This window comes from Nonomuraea sp. JJY05, assembly GCF_043496855.1.
Taxonomy (GTDB): domain Bacteria; phylum Actinomycetota; class Actinomycetes; order Streptosporangiales; family Streptosporangiaceae; genus Nonomuraea.
Genome location: NZ_JBIEIS010000061.1, coordinates 12,134 through 30,657, shown reverse-complemented (window position 1 = coordinate 30,657; position 18,524 = coordinate 12,134). Strand labels below are relative to the sequence as shown.

The window sequence follows — 18,524 nt, the reverse complement described above, 5'->3', positions numbered from 1 at the left end:
GCGACGTACGCTGAATTCGGGCGACCAGTTTTTCGGGCTGTTCGCCTGGCTTTCACTTGCGAGTGGAGCATATGAGGGTTCCATGGCGCCGGCTATCCAGATAGCGCAGCCCCAGAACGCTCTCGGGACAGCCCAGCCACACCCGGAACGGTGTCGCAGAAAGTAGTCGATCGGGCGTCTTCCGTGCATGGGAGAGGTGTTACGACGAGCTGATCCTTTGTGGGTGAAGACGTTCACCGGCCCGCGGAGGCCGGCGTGAGCGCGGCGGCGAGGGCCACGTGCCGGGGCGAGATGTCGCTAACCTGCGGCGTATGCCGCGCCTGCTTTTCTCCGACTCGGACCTCGGTCGTGTCCGATTCGCCATCCTGCCCTTCCAGGAGACGCTGAAAGCGGCACGTGGCCTCGGACTGCCGAAACCGCCGCCCGGCCTGGCCGGGTGGCGTCATGCCACTCGGGCAGCCTTGCCCGAGGTGGCTCGGCCGGTGGTGACACTGTGCTCGGCGCACACCCGGCACCTGCCGGACTTCCTGACGCCGCAGCCCTCTGCCGCCTCGGTGTCGTTCGAGGATGAACTCCACGCGGCGCTTGACGACTCCTCCGTACCGGTGCAACAGGACACTGCCGCGTTCGCCGGCGTACTGGAGACCGTTCCGGTGGTCGTCGACACGCTGCTGCACCATCCCGACCGCGGTCGGCGCGCGTTGAGGGAGGCTTTCACGGCGTTCCACCAAGCGGTGCTAGCCGCCGATTGGCCACGGCTGCATGCCCAGTTGGCGGCCGACGTGGCCTATCGTGCTCGGCTCACGGCACAGCATGGTCTGGACGCCATGCTCGCCACTTTGTGCCCTCCGCACGTGCGTTGGGAGTATCCGCACCTGGCGTTCGACGGGCCGGGCGCGCCCGATGTCGCCCTCGACGGTCGCGGGCTGGTCTTGGTGCCGAGCATGTTCCTGACCGATGGTGTGCACCGGCAGCTCAACGACCGGCAGCAGCCGATGCTCTTCTACCCTGCGCGCACGGCCGGGGCGTTCTGGCGTGACAACGGGGGACGCGGCTGGCCGGATGGGCGTTTGGCCGGGGCGATCGGTGAGCGCCGGGCGGCGGCGTTGCGGGCTCTTGCCGATCGCCCCGGCTGCGGCACCACAGACCTTGCCACGGCGCTGGGCGTCACGCTCGCCACCGCCTCGACGCACGTGGCTAATCTGCGACGTGCCGGACTGGTCGTCACCACCCGGGCGGCACGAACAGCCCGGCACGAACTGACTCCGCTGGGCCGGCACCTGCTGGACGCCCACATCGGGTGATCGGTCACTCGACGGCGATCGCCTCGATTTCCAGCAGCCATTCTTCCGAATAGATGTCGGTGATGATGATGGTGAGAGCCGGACGGTGGTCGCCGAGAATCTCGCGGCGGATGCGACTGTTGGCCTCCCGGTACATGCGGTCGGAGAGGTACGTCGTGACCTTGGCCAGGTTCCGCAGCCCCATGCCGGCCTCGGCCAGGACAGCGATGACGTTGGCCCACGTCAAACGGCACTGGGAGTCGAAGTCTTCGGGAACCGCACCCTGTGCGCCCCATGGGACTTGGCCGCTGACGAACACGGTGCGGCGGCCACCGGCCACCAAGGTGCCATGGGTGTAGTTGCCCGTCGCGTCCGGGAGCGTCGCGGGATCGAGCGGCGAGATCTCCATGGCGGCGACGATAAGTACGTGGCCACACGGGTCACAAATACTTCGAGGGTTCATCAAATCGTTCGACGGCCCCGCACCCGGAGGTGTTTATCGCAAGCTCATTCCGCCGCCTTTACACTGTAGATTCATATCGCAAAAGACTCTCCGCCCGACGTGAGCCAGGCGAGGATCTCATCCGCATGCTGCTACCGTCTCACATCGAATCGCTATACCTCGAATCGAGACCAGGAGAGCGGATGTCGTACACCGAGGAGTGGGTCACCACGCGCGCACGGGCCGCCTACGAGCAGGGCCGGGCATCGTTCACGATCCATCCCGAACGCTCGGCGATGCTCGTCATCGACATGCAGGACGAGTTCGTCCGGCCCGGCTGGAGCCCGTACTGGGTGCCGGCCGCCACCCGCATGGCCCCCCGGCTGCGCCGCCTCGTCGACCGCTGCCGGAACGCCGGCGTCCCGGTGATCTGGACCATCTTCGACGACACCCACCTCGGCCTGGACCGTCCCCACGCGCTGCGTCACCTGCCGCACGCCGACACCGACTGGCGCCGGCCCGGCCCCGCGGCGGTCTGGGAGCAGATGGGCTACCGCGACGACGAGGTGCTGATCCGCAAACCCTCCTACGGCGCCTTCTACGACACCCCGCTCGACACCATCTTGCGCAACCTCGGTCGCGACACCCTCATCGTCACCGGCACGCTGACCAACTACTGCTGTGGCACCACGGCGCGGCAGGCGTACGAGCGCGGCTACCAGGTCGTGTTCGGCGCGGACGTCACCGCCACCGACGACGAGTCCCGCCAGGAGCCCGAGCTCGCGGTCCTACGCAAGGGCTTCGCGCTGGTGCTGCCGGCCGAGGAGATCGCGATCCGCCTGACCGGAGCGGAGCCGGCGGCGGAGCAGCCCCGCGGAGACGACCTGCGGACGCGATGAAGCCGGACGCGCCCGGCGCCGCCCCGGCCGCTGTCACGAGGGCTCGTCGCGGAAGTCCCCGGCATGGTCGCGGGCCCACTCACCGTACGTGCGGGCGGGCCGGCCGATGACCTTCTCGACCGTGTCCGTGGCCGGCGCGGGCCGGTCGACGGCGGCGGCGGACTCCCTGATCACCACGTCGGCGACCTGGGGCGTCGTCCAGCCACACAGCTCCGCACGGTACTCGTCCAGATCCTGGACGGCGAAGCGGATCGGACGGCCGATGGCCTCCCCGATCAGCTCGGCCTGGCGTCTGCGGGTGACCAGCTCCGGCCCGGTCAGCGGGTAGGCCGCGCCTTCGTGTCCCGGCTCGGTCAGGGCGCGGGCGGCGACCGCCGCGATGTCCGCCTCGTGCACGGGGGCCGACCGCGAGTCCGGGAACGGGTCCCGCACCACCCCCTCGGCCCGGACCGACGGCGCCCACTGCAGCGTGTTGGTGGCGAAGGCGCCCGGTCGCAGGAACGTCCAGGCGATTCCCGAGCGGGCCACCGCCTGCTCCGCATCGCCGTGCAGCCGGCTGATCGCGTCGGTCGCGGCGGGGTCGGCGAGCATCGCGGACAGCAGGACGATGTGCTCCACCCCGGCCGTGGCGGCGCGGGTGAGGAAGTCGTCCAGGCCGCGTGGCTCGGCGTACAGGAAGACCCTGGTGACGCCGGCGAGCGCGGCGTCGAAGGTGTCCGGGTCGGCGAGGTCGCAGAGCACCGTTTCCACCCCGGCGGGCAGGCGGACCGCGCCCGGGTTCCGGCCGGCCGCACGGGTGGGCTGTCCCGCGGCGAGGAGTTGCTGTACGAGGCTGCGCGCGACGTGCCCGCGCGCTCCGGTGACCAGAATCGTCATGCGACCAGGCTGGCCGTGCGGCCGAGCCGGCGGGTAGGCCCCCTTGGGCCTGGGACTCGTGGTACCAGGCCATGATGGAAGGCGATGAACAAGGACGAGCTGGGCAGTTTTCTCCGGAGCAGACGCGAGCGGGTCAGGCCGGAGGAGGCGGGGCTGGCGGCCGGCCGCCGGCGCCAGACACCGGGCCTGCGGCGCGAGGAGGTCGCGCTGCTGGCCGGGATCTCGGTCGACTACTACATCCGGCTGGAGCAGGGCCGCGGGCCGCAGCCGTCCGCGCAGGTGCTCACCGCGCTGAGCCGCACGCTGCGGCTGACCGGCGACGAGCACGACTATCTGCTGCGGATGGGCGGCCAGGCCCCGGTCCGGACCGGCTCCGCGCCGGAGGTTCCGGAGAACGCGCTGCGCCTGCTGGATCGCATCGAGGAGTTCCCCGCCGTGATCGTCAACGTCTGCTGGGACCTGCTCGCCTGGAACCGCATGCTGGTCGCGCTCATCGGCGACCCGGCCGCCAGACCGCCCCGTGAGCGCAACACGCTGCGCTGGCTGTTCGGCGGCGCGCCCGCCCTGCTGAGCGATCATTCCGGGCCGGCCCGCCAGGCCGTCGCCGATCTGCGGGCCAGCGGCCGCTACCCTGACGATCCAGACGTACGGCAGATCGTGGACGAGCTGACGGCGGCCAGCCCGCTGTTCGCCGAACTGTGGGCGGCGCAGGACATCGAAGTGCAGCGGACCGTGACGAAACGGGCCGAGCACCCTCTGCTGGGCGAGATGGAGCTCGACTGCGACGTCCTCCCCCTGCCTGGCGGGGACCATCGCCTCGTCCTCTACACCGCCGCCCCGGGCACGCCTTCACACCGCAAGCTCCAGCGCCTGCGGTCACTCAGCGGCCCGGCTGAAAGCTCGGCTTCCTGCTCAGGAGCCGCCGAGGGCTCGCGCGACCGTGAGGCTGTCCTCGTAGATGTGGTAGCGGCTGACGAGCCCGTCCTCGACCGTGAGGTGCAGCGCGAACGGTGAGGTGTACGCGATGCCGGTGGCGCGTACCGTCTGCGCGATCTCCCCGAACACGACCGCGTGCGTCCCGTCGACCAGGATGCGCGTCACCGACGTGCCGTTCAGCTCGGGCACGTGGTGAGCCTCCAGTGACCGGAAGTGGTCCGCCACGTCGGCGCGGCTGGAGCGAGGCCGGATCCACGGCACCGCGGCATGCCCCTCGGCGGGCCAGTCGAGCTGCCAGTCGACCGGCTCGGCGAACAACTCCGCGGTGCGGGGATGATCGCCCTCGGCCATCCTGCGCAGCAGCTCTTCCACGACGTCACGGGTCTCAATACTCATGACGCCACCCTCTCGGCAATGGCACGGGGACGTCGATTACCTCCGAGGTAAGGCACGGCGGTCAGCGGGTGCGCAGGTGAAGGGGCAGCGACTTCCAGGCGCGGAGGGTGTTGGTGTGGTGCCGGATCGAGGGCGCGGTGAGCTCCATGCGGGTCGCCCGGCGGGCCAGCTCGGCGCGCCGGGCTCCGACCGCGACCCGGGCCCCTCCGCGGAGAGGCCCGCGCCGTGGCCTCGCCGATGCCCGACGACGCTCCGGTGACGAGGGCGACTTTCCGTTCAACGTGTTGCTATTTGCCCGCCACGTCGCGCCCGAGCCAGTCGCGGTAGCCGATCGTGCCGAGGACGGCGCCGTCGCCCGGAACCAGCGACCGCTCGCTCAGCTCGCTGCCGAAGTAGCGCGCGTGCGGGTCGGTGACCACCTCGCGCGGGTCGCCCCAGGCGGTCAGCGCCTGGCGGAAGAACTCGTCCATCCGGTACTGCTCGGGCCCGGCGATCTCGACCCTGCCGTTGAGCGGCGCCCCCACCGCGGTCCGGCCGACCGCCTGGGCGACATCGTCACCCGCGATCGGCTGGAACAGCACGGGCGCGATGTGCACCTTGCCGTCCACCGTGCCCTCGTCGGCGATGCCGCGGGCGAACTCGAAGAACTGGGTCGAGTGCACGAGCGAGAACGGGATGCCCGACTTCTCGATCAGCTGCTCCTGAGCGATCTTCGCCGCGAAGTAGCCGTTGTCCGGGATCCGCTCCGTGCCCACGATCGACACCGCGACGTGGTGACCCACACCCGCCGCCGCCTCCGCCTCGAGCAGGTTGCCCGTGGAGGTCTCGAAGAACTTCAGCACCGCGGCCCGCTCGAACGACGGCGAGTTCGACACGTCGACCACCACCTGCGCGCCTGCCAGCACCTCGGCCAGCCCCTCGCCGGTCAGGGTGTCGACGCCGGTGTTCGGCGCCGCGGCCACCGCCTCGTGACCGTGCTCGCCCAGCTTGGCCACCAGTTTCGACCCGATCAGGCCCGTCCCGCCGATTACCACGATCTTCATCGCCATCCCTTTCGCCCCGGCCGGGCCACCTCGTTGCCACCCGGTCGCCGGCTAAGACCGGACAGCCTCCAGGCTTGTGACAGCTGCGGCGAAATTCTTTGCGGCCTCGCGGCTCTCTCTCCTGCACGGGCGATGCGGCCGGCGCGGATCACGGTTACGACGCTGGGCAGGTCCAGGCCCGGATCTCCGCGCAGCTGCCGCCGAGAGCGGAGCTCGAGCTGACGGAACACGCTGCGGTGGCTGCCGGCTGTGCGATGTTGAGTTCCTGCGGGTGAGCTGATCGCCGGGCGGGCTGATGCGACTGTCGCCTGTACGTGGTCCAGCAGGGCGCTCTTGCCGGCGCCCGCCTCGCTACGGCGTGCCCTGGACGGGGGCCTGCCACATCGCGACGATCGCCTCGATCAGGCTGTCGGCCGTGGCGTTCCAGGTGGGCCGGAAGGTGGGCGCGTGGTCGGCCAGGGCCCGTTCCCGCTCGACGCACATCTGCACGATGAGGTGGCGGGCCATGGTGGTGCGTTCGCGGCGGAGCTCGGCGGGCTGGCCGGGGATGCACCGGGCCAGGCCGTCGCTGAAGAGCCGCAACACCGGGGCGGCGGTCAGGGCTTCGTCCACCATGATCGCGTTGAACGCGGGGTCGGCCATGACCTGGGCGGTGAAGCGGGCGTACCAGGTGGGGCTGCCCAGGGTCTCCAGGTGTTCGGTGAACGGACGGACCAGGCAGGCGACCCAGTCGCGCAGGTCGGTGGAGCCGGCGATGTCGGTCATCATGCGCTCGCGGATGCGCTCGATCTGCTCGGCGTGCTTGCGGGCGATCGCGCGGATCAGGTCGGCCTTGGCGCCGAAATGGTAGCTGACCGCGGCGTTGTTGCCCTGCCCGGCGGCCTCGCTGATCTGGCGGTTGCCGACGGCGTGCACGCCGCGTTCGGCGAACAGCCGCTCGGCCGCGGCCAGGAGCGCCTCCCGAGTCGCGCTGACCTGCTCGTCCCGGGTCATCCTGCTGATCATCGTCATTCACCGCACCGGGACTTTCGCGCAGCCCGCGACGGCCCTGTCCCACAGGCCGCCGCAGGTCCTCGGCCGTGCCGGCGAGGCGTGACGGAAGGACAGCCTATTCAAACGACGGGCCGGGGCCGTCCCCGTCGAGGGCTGCTCCGGCTTGACAGGCGTCCGTCCCGCACTAGAGTTTAAATCAATCAATTGACTTAAACCAGGAGGAAACAGTGACGACGATCCCGGAGTACGACATCGCCAGATCGGCGAGGTGCCCGCTGGACCCGGCGCCCGCGATGCGGGCACGGCAGGAGGAGGGCCCGCTGACCCGGGTCCGGCTGTGGGACGGCAGCACCGCGTGGCTGGTGACCGGCCACGCCGAGCACCGCGCCGTACTGGGCCATCCCCAGGTCAGCGTCAAACCCGCGCGCGGCCTCCCCCGGCTCTCCCCCGCGGAGGCCGCGGCCATGGACAGCATGGCCAAGGAGGGCTCGGGCGGCCTCGGCTTCATCATGATGGACGACCCCGAGCATGCCCGCCTGCGGCGGATGGTGACCTCCGCGTTCACGGTCAAGCGGGTGGAGGCGATGCGCCCGGCCACGCAGGAGATCGCGGACGAGCTGATCGACCGGCTGCTCTCCGGTCCGAAGCCCGCCGACCTCGTCGAGGCGTTCGCGCTGCCGCTGCCCTCGCTGGTGATCTCCAACCTGCTCGGCGTCCCGTACGACGACCACGAGTTCTTCCAGGCCAACAGCAGGACCATCATCAATCGCAACTCGACCCCAGAGCAGCGGGGCGGGGCCCAGCGTCGGCTGGCCGAGTACCTGGACGGGCTGATCGGCGAGAAGCTCGCCAAGCCCGCCGACGACCTGCTGTCCGGGCTGGTCGAGCGGGTCAAGGCCGGTGAGCTGTCCCGGCCGGAGGCCGCCCGCATGGGCGTGCTGATGCTGTTCGCCGGCCACGAGACCACCGCGAACATGATCACCCTGGGCACCCTAGCCCTGCTGCAACACCCCGAGCAGCTCGCCCTCCTCCGCGACGGCGACGACCCGAAGCTGGTCGCCTCGGCGGTCGAGGAGCTGCTGCGGTACCTAACGATCACGCACGGCGGGCTGCGGCGGGTGGCGCTGGCGGACCTCGAGATCGCCGGCCAGGTCATCCGGGCCGGTGAGGGCATCATCACGGTCAACGAGACCGCCAACCGCGACCCGTCCGTCTTCCCCGACCCGGACCGGCTGGACCTCCAGCGCAACCCCCGGCTGCACGTCACCTTCGGCTACGGGGTGCACCAATGCCTGGGGCAGCCGCTGGCGCGCATGGAGCTGCAGGTCGCCTACCCCGCCCTCCTGCGGCGGATCCCCACCCTGGCGCTCGCCGCCGAGCTGGAGCAGATCCCGTTCAAGCACGACGGGTTCGTCTACGGGGCCTACGAGCTGCCCGTCACCTGGTGACATCGAGGAGAAGAACGTGAAGGTCATCATTGAGCAGGACAAGTGCGTCGTGTCCGGGCAGAGCGTGATGGCCACCGCCGCCGTGTTCGACCAGCATGACGAGGACGGGATCTCGTCCTGCCGAACGACGGCCCGTCGCCCGTGGAGATAACGCTTCGCGCCCGGAAGGACCCTCCGACCTGCCGCTGAGCCCGATCTGCGGATGTCGCACCCATTGACCTCGACCGCCTCGACGACGGTGTCGATGGGCTCGTAACGGCGAATATCCACAGCCGTGATCGTTTCTCCGCTTTGTGACACTTTCCGGCGCAGCTCGCCGAGCAGGTTCCTGACGCGACCGAGGGAGGCGCTTACGCGCATCCACCACGGGTCGTCCCTGGACCAGTGGTCGCGGCGAGCCCACAACTGCATACGGATCGCCAGGGGTCAGCGCTGGGTCGTCGGTGATCAGGCCCGGCCGCCGCGCCTCCTGCCGAGAAGCACCCCGGCCCCGAGGGCGACGACTGCCGCCGCCCCACCCACCACCAGTCCGCGGGGCGGTTTGCTCCGGGTCACACGCGAACGCTCCGCCACCGCCTCACCTGCCTGGATGGCCTTCTGGTACTCCTCTTCAACGATCCTGTTGAACCGCCGGTCGTGACGGTTACGCTCGCTTGCCTGGAACCAGATCCGATTGTGTTCCCAGTGCTCCCGGCCGAGCCGCGACGTGAACCTGGCGGCCATCGCCATCCGCAGCTCGGGTGACGGCAGTTCCTTCAGCGCGTGGAACGAGCGGTACAGGCCGAGCTGCATGTTGATGTACGCCCACCGCCGCATCTCCTCCGCCCCCTCCGCGGTGCCGTCCCATTCCGCGCCCTCCATCTGCATAAGTGACGGATCCTCTATCGCGAAACGCATCATCTCGACATGGAGCGTCCGCACAGCTGTCTCCGACGAGATCCGAGCCGTCCGGGCCTGGAAGGCCACCGAAACGGCCAGTACCAGGAGTGACACCGCGGTCAGCAGCGCGACGGCGGAGCCGTAGGCGTCGCCGACGTCAGCAAGCGAGGCCCAATCGATACCCGCCGCGCTGGCGAGCTGACCGAGCGCGAACGGCGATGCCAGAAGCATCAGGAGGATCGCGAGCCCCGCCGCCACCCCACCGACCCACTTCGCGACAGCCCTCGCCATAACCCCGTCCCTCCCCGAAGGATGCCACCCTCAGTTACATCAACCTCCACAACGACCGCATTACAGCGGGCCGTGGGGAGCGGAGCGCGATCGATATCTGACCTTTGATGACTTCGACGGTGGAAGGAACATGGCGGCATGGTCGGCGTCGGCGGCACCCTGGCCGAGGCACTGGCCAGCCCGCGAAGCAATCTCACGTAATCCGCCGTGGCGGCGGTGGCGGGAGGCACTCAAAGCTCACCAGGCCCAACGGGCGCGGTAGAGATGGCGAAACGCCGAGTTCGTGGCGCTCCCCCCGATCGAGCGGCCGACTGGCCTGAGGTTGACAGTGCAGCCGAACCCGTATGACGAGGATGCGTTCCCGGTCGGCGATTCCACCGCTGGCGGCGTACGCGCCGGAGGGCGAGTCCTCATCGCCGGGACGAGGATGCTGGAACGCCCTCCCGACTACCATCCAAGCGCCCGGTAGCACCCGGCGCACAGGTCGTCGTCGGCGAAAGCGCCAACGGGCGTGACCTCGCGTTATTCTCGCCGACGTAGTCCACGAAGCGAGTCAGGCCGCAGATCATGCGGGTCCGGCCACACAGCAGTGCGATCGCTTCTTCCGGGTGGGCAGAGGTCTCCTCTTGCGGTGAAGTACCGCTGGGTGTCGACGTCGTGGTGCCGAACGTGCCGCGCGCCCGTCGCGGCGTCCACGAGCACGTGGAGGGCGGTGGGCAGACCGTCCGGCCGGGTGCCGGTGAGGAGCACATCCCAGGCCAGCGGAGGTACGCGGGACGCGGCGGTGTCGCCGATCCCCTCGATCGCCAGGCGCGGTGAGCCGCTCGGCTCGTACGGGAAGCTCTTGGCCGCGATCGCCACGGCCGCCTGGCCGGGCACCCGGGACGTGGTGGACAGGGTGCTCAGCGCCGAAAGGGTGCGGCTTTCCTGAGCCTAGTCCCCGTGCGTGATGACGTCCCCGCCGAGCACCGGTAATCCCTGGTAGGCGCGGTCGTGGTGGGTGTGCTTGACGCCGTCGGGACCGGTGACGGTGCGCGAGGCGTGCAGCTTCTCGCCCGGCGCCGCGTACGCCGGCGACACGCCTGATGGCGGCCGGAAACCGATCTTTCCTGTCACCATGACCATGGATCAAGATCCCCGATCAACAGCCGCCGAGGGCAGCATGTGCTCGAAGACCGCCCAAAACGATCTCGGGAAAGATCTCGTTGAGGCGGGCGCCGCGCCGGATCTGGATGCGCACAGGCGCAGCCTCCACGCAAGAGGCCTGTGTCAGCTCGTAATGCGGAGTATCCGCAAACTGCATTTCGTGCGACGCCATTTGGATAGCCGCTGTCGCATTCGACTCCTACAGTTCATTTCCAGAACGGTCAGCGCCGATTCATCGTTTGGGAGGCCCCATGCGCCACACCGTATTCACCGTAGCCGCAATCGCTGCTCTTGGCAGCTTTCTCATGTTCCCAGCCGCTGCTGCCGCGACACCGGACGGGAGTGTGCGCATCACCAGCGCAAGCACAACGTTTGACGGTCCCGTCCACGAGTGAGCGACACTCATCTGGCCGCTGGTTAGGCTTCCTGTCCGCCGCCAGGTGAGGCGCGGAGTGCCGCCTGCGGGACGTACAGCGTCCAGCTGTGCGTGCGGGCCCGTGCCCACACGCGCGGCAATCTGGTGTGCCGCGCTGGGGCCGTCGTGGGCGGCCCGCGTCGGCCGCCGCCATCACCGCGCGGCAGGCCGCCCTGGTCTGCCCCGCCCTGGCCATCACCGTCGAGGAGTGACCGAAGGCGGCCAGGGCCGATGATGACGACCGGCGCCTGCGCCGTGTTCAGCACCGCCGCCGCCAGCACGACGGAGACCCTCTCGAAGCGCGGCGCCGGCCGCTCCTTCGAGACGGTCGAGCCGCCCGACGTGGCTACACGTACGACGACCGAAACTGTCGGCCCCGGCCTCTACGGTCACTGTCCGCGGACGATTCCCCCACCGAACGCGGAGAGACCATGGCGATCACGCTGCGCACCTTCCGGGACACCGTCTCCACCCCGTACGCCGGCTTCCATCTCGGCGACCTGTGCGGCGCCGTGGGAGGCCCGTCGGTGAGCGACGGCATCCTGGACACCCAAGCCGGCTGGATGCGTATCGAGAGCACCTCCCGCGGCAGGACCGATGTCCGCGTGGAGAGCTGGGACGCCGCTCCGCCACCCGCCCCCGACCCTTGGGTGGCGGCGGGTGAGAGCACCTACCTCAGCGCCGCCGGGATCGTGGCCATCGGCGACGACGAGGGCGACAGCTCCCTCGACGCCCTCGTGCTGGGCCCGCCTCACTTCCTGTACGGCGTGCGCGCCTACCACGTGCCATCGGCCAGGAGCAGCGACAGCGACTTCTGGGAGGACCCGCGGCAAGCACACGTGCTGTTACGTTTCTGGCCGCTCCGCGACGCCTTCGACCCGGCACGCCACGCGCTCCCGCGCTCGCCCGAAGGCTCGCCTCGCCCGTCCGGTTACGTCCCCTCGCTGGACTGGCCCGTCCTGCGGGAACGTACGGCGCCGCCGCCCCAGGACGAACCCGAGCCGGACGTGACCGACGACCCCTATCCCTGGCGCACCCTCGCCGAACATCGGCGCCGCACCGGGATCCGCCACGCCCTCAACCCCGAGGGCGCGCCGACGTACTTTGTCCGCAGGCAGGATCTGACCGCCTTCGGCGAGCCGGATCCCGGAACGTCTCACCGCCTCGACGCGCCGGCCCCGGCGATCGTCACCGTCCTCGCCGGCGACGGCGACCTGCTCACCGTACGGAACGCGGCTCCTGCCGAGTCCGCCCGTGTCCAGGCCGCGGAGCGGGCCTGGCCGGGCTCGTCCTGCTGATGTTGCCCTTGATGGGCTTCTCGTGCGAAGCAGGGAGCACGGACGCGGTGACCGGGCCATCACTGGTGCGCGTCGTCCCGGAACCTGTACCAAGGCCCCATCAGGTGCCGCACATCGCTCGGCCGGCTCGCGGGGCTCCAGACATAGCCGTAGCCGTCCCCGTCCCGGTACTTGCCCCGGTAGAAGTAGACCTGCTGGTCCTCCCGCCGGACGAACTCGAACGAGAGGCTTCCGATGCTCTGATCCCTGAGTTCGGCGCCCTCCCCCAGCGTGCGAGCCACCGCCGCCATGTCCCCTGACGAGTGGGCGAAGCGCAGTTCCTCGGCGAAGATCAGGGCCAGGACCAGGATCGCGGCCAAGAGCGCCGCCGCCAGGTAGGCAGGCCTTACCACGCGGGTCCTCTCGGTCATGTGGTCATCTTCACATGACGCTCGCCGAGGAGTCGCATGAGCTGGTGCGCGACCAGGGCCACCCGGCGGCCGGCACCACGGCGAGCCGGGCCGGAAGCATGCGGTCCGGCCGGCGCGGCACCGACGGCGACGAGCTCGGCGTTCGGTCGTGGCGGGCACGGAAGCGGGCCGAGGATACGTTCGGTCGTGGCGGGCACGGAAGCGGGCCGAGGCGACGTTCGCCGGACGGCCTGCCCGAGGCGGGGTGTCCGCTAACGTGATCCGATGTCCCGCCTACCCGTTCTCTGCGTCGCCGTCCTGACCGTTGCCGCCGGGTTGGGGGTGCGCGCGTTGTTCGACGGCCCCGTGTCGAAGTACGCGGGCGACGCCCTCTACACCGTGTTGATCTACACCCTCGTGCTGCTGGTCCTGCCCAGGGTGCGCCCCTGGGTGGCCGCGGCGGTGGCGACCGGGGTGAGCTGGGTGATCGAGTTCGCCCAGCTCGGGGAGATCCCGGCCGTGCTGCGGCCGCTGCTGGGCAGCACGTTCAACCCGCCCGACCTCTTCTGGTACGCGGTGGGCGCCGCGGCGGCCTGGGCCGCGCACACCCTCTGGCTGCGCGACCCGGGCCGGCCACAGGCGTGAAGAAAAACCGCTGAGCGGCGAACTCCGGGGTGACAGTTCCCTTCGAAAGGACGCCGTGGCTGCACCACCTGACGCCAGTGACGTGATGGAAGACGTCACCGTGGTCGAGCGGTCGATGGACAACCCTGACCTTTTCGCCCTCCTGTACGACCGGTACTTCAACGAGCTCTACCGATATCTGGTCGCCCGGCTCGGCAGCGAGCAGGGCGAAGATCTGGTCGCGGACGCCTTCCTGATCGCGTTCAACGGCAGAGGCGGCTTCGACCCCCGGCGAGGCACCGTACGGTCGTGGTTATACGGCATCGCGACCAACGTCGTGGCCCGCCACCGCCGCAGGGAAGGCCGCCGGCTGAACGCCCTCAGCAAGGTCCCGGCCGAGGTCTCCGCCGACGGGCACGAGGACCGGGTGACCTCGCAGCTCGCGGCGGAGGCCAGCAGGCCGGAGCTGGTACGCGGGTTGAAAGGGCTCGCCAAGGGCGATCGTGACGTGGTGTTCCTGCTCGTGTTCGGCGGGCTCGGCTACGAGGAGATCGCCACCGCGCTGGACATACCGGTCGGGACCGTCGGGTCCCGGATCAACAGGGCGAGGAAGAAGCTGCGCACCGCCCTTGGCGACGTCAACCCGATGAGGGAGTGGTGATGGACGAGCTCAAGCTGATCGAGACCGTGTTCGCGGAGCCGGAGCCCACACCGCAGGCCGCCGCGGCGGGGCGGGCCCGCTTCCTCCGGCTGGCACACGAGGCACCGGGGCACCCGGCCGGCCGGCCGCGCCGCGGGTGGGCCGCCGCGCTGCCGGTCCGGCGCGTCGCCCTGGTCGGCGCGCTGGCGGTGGCGCTCACCGCCGGCATCATCGTCACCGAGGTGGGTCTGGGCGGCTCCGGCCCGAACGCCCCCGGGCACCTTCTCGCCGCGCCTCCGGCCGACGCCAAGGCACTGCTCGGTCTGGCCGCGCGGGCCGCCGCCGGCCAACGTGACACGGTGCCGTCCCGCGGCCAGTACGTCCACACCAAGACGCTGGCCCAGCGCAGCCTGTACACCAAGGACAAGTCGGGCACAACGCAGTACACCAAGGTGCTGGCCAACGAGGAACGCTGGGAGGCCGCCGACGTGGGCAAGCCCTGGCTGAGCCGCGAGCAGGGCCTGTCGGCCACGGGACCGGCGCCCCGGCGTTTCTGGGACCACGGCGTCGAGGACATCCTCTCGGAGTCGTCGGGCTGCCCCGGCCAGCCGGCCTACGCCCGGCTGGGCGCCTGGCCGACGGAACCCGCCCGGGTGCGCGCGAAGATCGTGGCCGACACGGGCGAGAAGCCGCTGCGCATCTGGTCCTCCCTCCAGGGCCTGATCCGCGAGTCCGTGGTACGGCCCAGCCTGGGCGCGGCGCTGTACCAGGTGGCAGCCGGCCTGGACGGCATCCTGCTCATCGACGACGCCGTGGACGTCGCCGGCCGCCCCGGGCTGGCCGTCGCCATGGACGAGGGCGACGGCATCCGGTCCGAGCTGATCTTCGACCGGCAGACCTATCGCTACCTGGGCGAGCGCAGGGTGAACACCAGGGACCGCAAGGTGGAGCTGCCCCGCGGCGGCGAGTACATCGAGAAGAAGGGTGCGGTGACCGGCACCGCCGTGCTCGCCGTCGATCTCGTCCCGGGCCTGCCCGAGGTGTCGCCGAAGGCGTCCCGCATGAAGATTCCCTGCTGAGGCTTTCCCCCACATCCGGCCTTTCCGGCCGGGAGTTCAGTTTCGCATGCCCGCATTTGAACGAAGGAGCACACCCATGTTCATCGCCAAGGCCGTCGCGGCCACCCTGCTCGCCGGTTCGTTCGGCGCTCTGACACCGCCGTCGGGGGACGACGCCGCGTACGACAAGCAGCGGCAGATGGAGGACAGGCGCGTCGCCTGCATGACGGAGCAGGGCTTCGACTACGTGGCCGCGCCGGCGCCCGAGCGCCGGTGGCAGCCCGGGGAGCGGGAACGGCTCACGGGCGACCTCGAGGCGCTGCGGACGTACCGGGCCAAGTACGGCTTCGGCGTCTGGTCCCCGAATGTCTATCCGAAGGACGAGGTGGTCAATCCCACCTCGGCGGAGAACCCGAACGACAAGACGCTGATGTCGCTCTCGGCCGGCAAGCTGAAGAAGTGGCGCGCGGCCGACGACGCCTGCTTCTCCCGGGCGGTCAAGGAGGTGCTGGGCAAGACGGTCACCTCCCAGGAGGACTACTACACCCGGCTCGACGCGGCGGTGCAGGAGTCGCTGAGCGTCCTCGATCAGGACAAGGAGCTCGTACGGCTGGGCAAGCAGTTCGCCACGTGCCTGGGGGTCGGCGAGACCAGGCCGACCGCGCTGGACGGCCTGAGCCACACGAAGATGGTGCGGCAGGCCTCGGAGGTCGCCAAGAAGGCCTGGAAGGGCGAACTGCCCAGGGCGCCGAAGGGCAAGACCGTCATCTTCCGGCCGAACCTGAAGCCGGAGCAGGCCAAGCCGTACCTGGCCAAGGAGATCAAGGCGGCCCTGAAGGACCTGGAGTGCGGAAAGGCCTTCTACCCCGCCTTCTCGCCCAAGGCCGTGGAGATCGCGTCGCGGGTCTACCAGGAGTTCGGCAGGGAGGGCGCGGCGCAGGCGATCGCGTCCCGGATCTACTGGAAGCTCATCTGACGGGGGCCTCCTGACGGCTCGTCAGCCGGCGCTGATCCGGTTGACGAAGACGCCCAAGGGGATGGACAGGATGAGACTCAGGCCGAGCAGCAGCCATTGGTCACGCTTCTGGCGAGCCGATTCGGCCTGGAATCTCTGGTACATGACCGAGGCGACGGCATCGGCCTCCTCCTTGTCGAGGCTGAGCACGTGCTGCTGCTCCTCGGCGCGGCGCAGGAGCGTTCTGTAGATTCCTTCCGTCTCGTGACTTGTGCCGTCAGCTTTTCCGATATACGGGAGACGATGACGAGCAGCACGTGCGAGCCCTTGGAGGTCAGCACGCAAAGGGCCCTGGGCGGGTCGATCCGCCCCTCTGCCGCCTTGTTGTGGAGGGCGTCCCGGTAATGGGCCTTCCGGCAGTCGTCGTAACCGTAGGAGTCGGCGGCGGGAAGTGTGGCGATGCGTTTGGAGTCCCTTCGGGGATATAGCGTCATCTTTCCTTTGACATCGAAGTGGCCCAGGTCCTGCACGTCTTTCCAGTCGCCGGCGGTCACCCCCCAGTCGCCCCGTCCGGAGTCGAGGTCGTACCCCCCGGCCGGCCACCATGGTGAGCGTTCCACTGCGAAGCACCGGCGGACCCGTCGGAGTGGGGTCGGGTCCCCACGGGTGGCGTCGTGGAGGCGGAGGTCGAGGGGGCAGGCCGCGCGACCGGGTCGTCCCTCTTCCAGAAAAGCGTCCTGGCGACGACGACGACGAGCAGCGTGACGACCACGGCCAGGACGAGAAATACATCCCGCCGCCCGGAAGTCACCTTCACGGTATTGGGATTGTCGCGATCCGCCATTTCGGCTCCCACCTTTCGACGGCGGCGCTCCACACGACCTAATGACGCCCGCCCGGGCGACGCAGGTGACCGGGAAAGGGCGTGGATGCCGAATGGTGACCGGCGTTCCGCGCCCCGGCGGAGGCGGAACGCATACGGTCGGCAATGCCATTATGACGCAACGCATTCATTGCGGAGATTCCACCAATTCTGTAAATTCAGTGGCGATACTCCTCACCATTAACGTATTAACCGGTGTCGTCCTTACCGCCGTTATCGCGTACCTGGCGGGCGGCGGGCGACGCAGCTCTCCCGGCGGGGGCGCGCGAACGGCACCACCTGCGCGTACACCCGGATTCACGGCTGGCATGGGGCAGGTGGGAATGACGACGGTCGGAGAACCGGATCGGGCCGCTCCCGGCGGGACGCGGCCGTGGCCGGTCGGGGCGGCACGGTGGTACCGCCGGGACCCGCTGGGGTTCGTCGAGCACGCCACCCGCGAGCGGGGCCCGGTGTTCCGGTTGCCCGACGACGGGTCGCTGTGCGTGGCCGACCCGGCGGAGGCCCTGCGGGTGCTGCACGACGAGGAGGGCCACTACGACGACGTGTCCGACTTCTTCCACGTCCGCGGCGGCCGGCTGGAGCCGCGGGAGACGCAGGTCGCGATCGGGCGGGCGGCCCGCGCGACGTTGCGCGCCCACCTGACCGCGCATCGCGAGCGGCTGCCCGCCGTGGTGGCGGAACTGGGCGAGGTGAGCGCGTGGCCCGCGGCCGGGCGCGCCGCCACGTACCGGTTCCTGGCCGAGGCGCTGCTGCGGCCGGACAGCCCCTCGCCCCTGCGGGAGCTGATGGAGCAGGTGGTGCGGAACGACGTCCTGATCCGCCCCAGCGGCCGGCTGGCGAGCGTGATGCGGCGGGCGCTGTGGGCGCGCGCGGTGCGGGCGCTGACCGGCGAGGTGCTCGCCCGCCGGGCCGGCCCGCGGCCCGGCGGGCCGGGCGACCTGCTGGACGCCGTACTCGGGGCCGCCCCGCCCGACACGCCTGCCGCGCAGCTCGCCCAGGTGTACCTGCTGCTGTTCCGGACGTCGGTGGCGCCGGTGGCCCACGTGGTGGCCTGGGCGCTGCTGGAAGCCGCGACCGACGGCGTCGACCTGGCGGCCGTGGCCGCGGAGTCGGCCGTACGGGAGTCGCTGCGGCTGTGGCCGGTGGCCTGGCTGCTGGGCCGCCCCGTGCTCCGCGCCCATCAGGTCGGCGGCGTGCGGCTGGAGCCGGGAGAGAGCGTGTCGGTCTGCGCCTATCTGCTGCACCGCGACGAACGGCACTGGCCGCAGGCCACCCGGTTCCGGCCCGGCCGGTGGGACGGCCCCGGCCCCCGCGGGCCCTACCTGCCTTTCGGCGGCGGCCCGTTCACCTGCGCCGGCGCCGTCGTCGCCCGCAACCTGGCCTCCGACCTGCTCGCCGCCGTGGCCGACGGCGCCCGGCTGGAGGTACGCGGCGGCCGCGGGCAGCCGCACGTCGCGGGCATCATCACCCCTCCCCCGTTCCAACTCCGCCGGACCCCCTTCGGTCGTCAGGAAAGGAGGTGAGCTACATGAGGAAGTTGCTGCGCCGGGTCACCGGCCGCCGGATCAACCGGCAGGCATGGTTCATCTGGTAGTCCATCTCCGTCCGCCGTGGGGGGGGAGGGAGG

The 18,524-nt window shown here is 70.3% G+C and carries 21 protein-coding genes; 12 read left to right on the top strand and 9 right to left on the bottom strand.

The annotated features are described in order from the left end of the window. Positions 1–311 precede the first annotated feature (311 nt). Positions 312–1,304: a DUF5937 family protein gene (locus tag ACFKCF_RS54665; RefSeq protein ID WP_394504488.1), complete on the top strand. Its 993-nt coding sequence runs from the start codon at positions 312–314 to the stop codon at positions 1,302–1,304. A 4-nt stretch (positions 1,305–1,308) separates the two neighbouring features. On the opposite strand, the gene ACFKCF_RS54660 is transcribed toward ACFKCF_RS54665, so the two are convergent. Then, positions 1,309–1,692, bottom strand: coding sequence for a RidA family protein (locus tag ACFKCF_RS54660; RefSeq protein ID WP_394504486.1), 384 nt, complete (start codon positions 1,690–1,692; stop codon positions 1,309–1,311). 236 nt (positions 1,693–1,928) lie between these two features. Here ACFKCF_RS54660 and ACFKCF_RS54655 point away from each other — a divergent pair, with 236 nt between their 5' ends. Next, on the top strand, positions 1,929–2,624 hold the full coding sequence (locus tag ACFKCF_RS54655; RefSeq protein WP_394504484.1) for a cysteine hydrolase family protein: 696 nt from the start codon (positions 1,929–1,931) through the stop codon (positions 2,622–2,624). A 33-nt stretch (positions 2,625–2,657) separates the two neighbouring features. Here the strand turns inward: ACFKCF_RS54655 and ACFKCF_RS54650 are convergent, their stop codons facing one another. Beyond that, a complete protein-coding gene (locus tag ACFKCF_RS54650; protein ID WP_394504482.1) occupies positions 2,658–3,500 on the bottom strand; it encodes an NAD(P)H-binding protein in 843 nt (280 codons plus the stop codon). An 84-nt stretch (positions 3,501–3,584) separates the two neighbouring features. Here ACFKCF_RS54650 and ACFKCF_RS54645 point away from each other — a divergent pair, with 84 nt between their 5' ends. Next, on the top strand, positions 3,585–4,514 hold the full coding sequence (locus tag ACFKCF_RS54645; RefSeq protein ID WP_394504481.1) for a helix-turn-helix transcriptional regulator: 930 nt from the start codon (positions 3,585–3,587) through the stop codon (positions 4,512–4,514). Here ACFKCF_RS54645 and ACFKCF_RS54640 read toward each other — a convergent pair. The 3 genes from ACFKCF_RS54640 to ACFKCF_RS54630 all read right to left on the bottom strand — a co-directional run bounded on the left by ACFKCF_RS54640 (position 4,413) and on the right by ACFKCF_RS54630 (position 6,868). Further along, a complete protein-coding gene (locus ACFKCF_RS54640; RefSeq protein WP_394504479.1) occupies positions 4,413–4,832 on the bottom strand; it encodes a nuclear transport factor 2 family protein in 420 nt (139 codons plus the stop codon). The genes ACFKCF_RS54645 and ACFKCF_RS54640 overlap by 102 nt on opposite strands. A 287-nt stretch (positions 4,833–5,119) precedes the next feature. Then, a complete protein-coding gene (locus ACFKCF_RS54635; RefSeq protein WP_394504477.1) occupies positions 5,120–5,875 on the bottom strand; it encodes an SDR family oxidoreductase in 756 nt (251 codons plus the stop codon). Between the two features lie 351 nt (positions 5,876–6,226). Next, the gene (locus ACFKCF_RS54630; RefSeq protein ID WP_394504475.1) at positions 6,227–6,868 is read right to left on the bottom strand and encodes a TetR/AcrR family transcriptional regulator; all 642 of its coding nucleotides are present in this window, start codon (positions 6,866–6,868) and stop codon (positions 6,227–6,229) included. 227 nt (positions 6,869–7,095) lie between these two features. Here ACFKCF_RS54630 and ACFKCF_RS54625 point away from each other — a divergent pair, with 227 nt between their 5' ends. Together ACFKCF_RS54625 and ACFKCF_RS54620 are read left to right on the top strand one after the other, a co-directional pair. Further along, complete coding sequence (locus tag ACFKCF_RS54625; RefSeq protein ID WP_394504474.1) at positions 7,096–8,316, top strand: cytochrome P450; 1,221 nt, start codon at positions 7,096–7,098, stop codon at positions 8,314–8,316. Between the two features lie 16 nt (positions 8,317–8,332). Next, the gene (locus tag ACFKCF_RS54620) at positions 8,333–8,467 is read left to right on the top strand and encodes a hypothetical protein (protein WP_394504472.1); all 135 of its coding nucleotides are present in this window, start codon (positions 8,333–8,335) and stop codon (positions 8,465–8,467) included. Between the two features lie 296 nt (positions 8,468–8,763). Here ACFKCF_RS54620 and ACFKCF_RS54615 read toward each other — a convergent pair whose 3' ends face one another. Beyond that, a complete protein-coding gene (locus ACFKCF_RS54615) occupies positions 8,764–9,486 on the bottom strand; it encodes a DUF6082 family protein (RefSeq protein WP_394504470.1) in 723 nt (240 codons plus the stop codon). 739 nt (positions 9,487–10,225) lie between these two features. Here ACFKCF_RS54615 and ACFKCF_RS54610 point away from each other — a divergent pair. Continuing rightward, positions 10,226–10,417 carry a hypothetical protein gene (locus ACFKCF_RS54610; RefSeq protein WP_394504468.1) on the top strand — a complete coding sequence of 64 codons (192 nt, stop codon included), beginning with the start codon at positions 10,226–10,228 and terminating at the stop codon, positions 10,415–10,417. Positions 10,418–10,419: 2 nt separating this feature from the next. On the opposite strand, the gene ACFKCF_RS54605 is transcribed toward ACFKCF_RS54610, so the two are convergent. Further along, positions 10,420–10,611 (bottom strand): hypothetical protein, encoded by a 192-nt coding sequence (locus ACFKCF_RS54605; RefSeq protein WP_394504466.1) that lies wholly within the window; start codon positions 10,609–10,611, stop codon positions 10,420–10,422. 867 nt (positions 10,612–11,478) lie between these two features. On the opposite strand from ACFKCF_RS54605, the gene ACFKCF_RS54600 reads away from it, so the two are divergent. After that, positions 11,479–12,345 carry a hypothetical protein gene (locus ACFKCF_RS54600; protein ID WP_394504464.1) on the top strand — a complete coding sequence of 289 codons (867 nt, stop codon included), beginning with the start codon at positions 11,479–11,481 and terminating at the stop codon, positions 12,343–12,345. A 59-nt stretch (positions 12,346–12,404) separates the two neighbouring features. Here the strand turns inward: ACFKCF_RS54600 and ACFKCF_RS54595 are convergent, their stop codons facing one another. Then, positions 12,405–12,755, bottom strand: a complete 351-nt coding sequence (locus ACFKCF_RS54595; protein ID WP_394504462.1) for a hypothetical protein — start codon at positions 12,753–12,755, stop codon at positions 12,405–12,407. Between the two features lie 264 nt (positions 12,756–13,019). Between ACFKCF_RS54595 and ACFKCF_RS54590 the strand changes: the two genes are divergently transcribed. The 4 genes from ACFKCF_RS54590 to ACFKCF_RS54575 all read left to right on the top strand — a co-directional run bounded on the left by ACFKCF_RS54590 (position 13,020) and on the right by ACFKCF_RS54575 (position 16,032). Next, a complete protein-coding gene (locus ACFKCF_RS54590; RefSeq protein WP_394504460.1) occupies positions 13,020–13,379 on the top strand; it encodes a DUF2809 domain-containing protein in 360 nt (119 codons plus the stop codon). Positions 13,380–13,464: 85 nt separating this feature from the next. Further along, positions 13,465–14,019, top strand: coding sequence for an RNA polymerase sigma factor (locus ACFKCF_RS54585; RefSeq protein WP_394504458.1), 555 nt, complete (start codon positions 13,465–13,467; stop codon positions 14,017–14,019). Further along, the gene (locus ACFKCF_RS54580) at positions 14,019–15,077 is read left to right on the top strand and encodes a CU044_5270 family protein (RefSeq protein ID WP_394504456.1); all 1,059 of its coding nucleotides are present in this window, start codon (positions 14,019–14,021) and stop codon (positions 15,075–15,077) included. The genes ACFKCF_RS54585 and ACFKCF_RS54580 overlap by 1 nt, the downstream gene beginning before the upstream one ends. A gap of 76 nt (positions 15,078–15,153) precedes the next feature. Continuing rightward, complete coding sequence (locus tag ACFKCF_RS54575; protein WP_394504455.1) at positions 15,154–16,032, top strand: hypothetical protein; 879 nt, start codon at positions 15,154–15,156, stop codon at positions 16,030–16,032. A 21-nt stretch (positions 16,033–16,053) separates the two neighbouring features. Here ACFKCF_RS54575 and ACFKCF_RS54570 read toward each other — a convergent pair whose 3' ends face one another. Continuing rightward, positions 16,054–16,221 (bottom strand): hypothetical protein, encoded by a 168-nt coding sequence (locus ACFKCF_RS54570; RefSeq protein ID WP_394504453.1) that lies wholly within the window; start codon positions 16,219–16,221, stop codon positions 16,054–16,056. 996 nt (positions 16,222–17,217) lie between these two features. On the opposite strand from ACFKCF_RS54570, the gene ACFKCF_RS54565 reads away from it, so the two are divergent. Then, the gene (locus ACFKCF_RS54565; protein WP_394504451.1) at positions 17,218–18,420 is read left to right on the top strand and encodes a cytochrome P450; all 1,203 of its coding nucleotides are present in this window, start codon (positions 17,218–17,220) and stop codon (positions 18,418–18,420) included. Positions 18,421–18,524 lie beyond the last annotated feature (104 nt).

Bases quoted from the DNA above. Each gene is read 5' to 3' on its own strand.
- ACFKCF_RS54665 (WP_394504488.1), top strand. From the start codon at position 312: ATGCCGCGCCTGCTTTTCTCCGACTCGGACCTCGGTCGTGTCCGATTC.
- ACFKCF_RS54660 (WP_394504486.1), bottom strand. From the start codon at position 1,692: ATGGAGATCTCGCCGCTCGATCCCGCGACGCTCCCGGACGCGACGGGC.
- ACFKCF_RS54655 (WP_394504484.1), top strand. From the start codon at position 1,929: ATGTCGTACACCGAGGAGTGGGTCACCACGCGCGCACGGGCCGCCTAC.
- ACFKCF_RS54650 (WP_394504482.1), bottom strand. From the start codon at position 3,500: ATGACGATTCTGGTCACCGGAGCGCGCGGGCACGTCGCGCGCAGCCTC.
- ACFKCF_RS54645 (WP_394504481.1), top strand. From the start codon at position 3,585: ATGAACAAGGACGAGCTGGGCAGTTTTCTCCGGAGCAGACGCGAGCGG.
- ACFKCF_RS54640 (WP_394504479.1), bottom strand. From the start codon at position 4,832: ATGAGTATTGAGACCCGTGACGTCGTGGAAGAGCTGCTGCGCAGGATG.
- ACFKCF_RS54635 (WP_394504477.1), bottom strand. From the start codon at position 5,875: ATGAAGATCGTGGTAATCGGCGGGACGGGCCTGATCGGGTCGAAACTG.
- ACFKCF_RS54630 (WP_394504475.1), bottom strand. From the start codon at position 6,868: ATGACCCGGGACGAGCAGGTCAGCGCGACTCGGGAGGCGCTCCTGGCC.
- ACFKCF_RS54615 (WP_394504470.1), bottom strand. From the start codon at position 9,486: ATGGCGAGGGCTGTCGCGAAGTGGGTCGGTGGGGTGGCGGCGGGGCTC.
- ACFKCF_RS54605 (WP_394504466.1), bottom strand. From the start codon at position 10,611: ATGGTCATGGTGACAGGAAAGATCGGTTTCCGGCCGCCATCAGGCGTG.
- ACFKCF_RS54600 (WP_394504464.1), top strand. From the start codon at position 11,479: ATGGCGATCACGCTGCGCACCTTCCGGGACACCGTCTCCACCCCGTAC.
- ACFKCF_RS54595 (WP_394504462.1), bottom strand. From the start codon at position 12,755: ATGACCGAGAGGACCCGCGTGGTAAGGCCTGCCTACCTGGCGGCGGCG.
- ACFKCF_RS54590 (WP_394504460.1), top strand. From the start codon at position 13,020: ATGTCCCGCCTACCCGTTCTCTGCGTCGCCGTCCTGACCGTTGCCGCC.
- ACFKCF_RS54585 (WP_394504458.1), top strand. From the start codon at position 13,465: ATGGAAGACGTCACCGTGGTCGAGCGGTCGATGGACAACCCTGACCTT.
- ACFKCF_RS54580 (WP_394504456.1), top strand. From the start codon at position 14,019: ATGGACGAGCTCAAGCTGATCGAGACCGTGTTCGCGGAGCCGGAGCCC.
- ACFKCF_RS54575 (WP_394504455.1), top strand. From the start codon at position 15,154: ATGTTCATCGCCAAGGCCGTCGCGGCCACCCTGCTCGCCGGTTCGTTC.
- ACFKCF_RS54565 (WP_394504451.1), top strand. From the start codon at position 17,218: ATGACGACGGTCGGAGAACCGGATCGGGCCGCTCCCGGCGGGACGCGG.